This window comes from Sporosarcina sp. P17b (genome assembly GCF_002743115.1).
Lineage (GTDB): Bacteria > Bacillota > Bacilli > Bacillales_A > Planococcaceae > Sporosarcina > Sporosarcina ureae_C.
Genome location: NZ_PDYP01000048.1, coordinates 1 through 507, shown reverse-complemented (window position 1 = coordinate 507; position 507 = coordinate 1). Strand labels below are relative to the sequence as shown.

General features: G+C 30.6%; 1 protein-coding gene. It reads right to left on the bottom strand.

Annotated elements, in window-relative coordinates; translation table 11 throughout:
* Positions 1-139: 139 nt before the first annotated feature.
* The gene (locus tag CSV76_RS17075; RefSeq protein ID WP_099626308.1) at positions 140-430 is read right to left on the bottom strand and encodes a hypothetical protein; all 291 of its coding nucleotides are present in this window, start codon (positions 428-430) and stop codon (positions 140-142) included.
* Positions 431-507 lie beyond the last annotated feature (77 nt).

Genomic DNA, 507 nt, shown 5'->3' with positions numbered 1-507 from the left:
TGGCCCGTTTGATGCACTGTCCTTATCACGCAAACTCGTCCGATACTATAAGTACAACATTTCATAAACTTGATTTCTAATCTTTACAAGATTACATTGGGTAATTGGCTATGACTTTTCATATAGATAAGGTTACATTTTAAATAATTGTTTTAGTTTCTAACCATTTTTTAAAGTTCTGTCGTTCATTTTTATCTCTAAGCAGCTTTCTTACCTTTTTTCTAGATGATAGATAATCCTTAAGTTCTTTATCTTCCTCTATCACTAAGTAAATATTCGGATTCCTTTCCGATAACTTCCTAAACCAATATTTTTCTTTCACCAAACTTATATTGGATGAAAGTCTTCTTTCTTTTGAAAGGAAGATATAATTAATATAAGTAAAAATATCCTTTATTATTTCCCATATAGCCCTATCGTTTGTCTTCATTTATATCTCCTTTAAAGTAAAGTGTACATCGAAACTAGCCTGCCATTTAATTCAACAAGTCCTACTCAATATGGCCC

Excerpts from the sequence above, each read along its gene's own strand:
- CSV76_RS17075 (WP_099626308.1), bottom strand. The coding sequence starts at position 430 with ATGAAGACAAACGATAGGGCTATATGGGAAATAATAAAGGATATTTTT.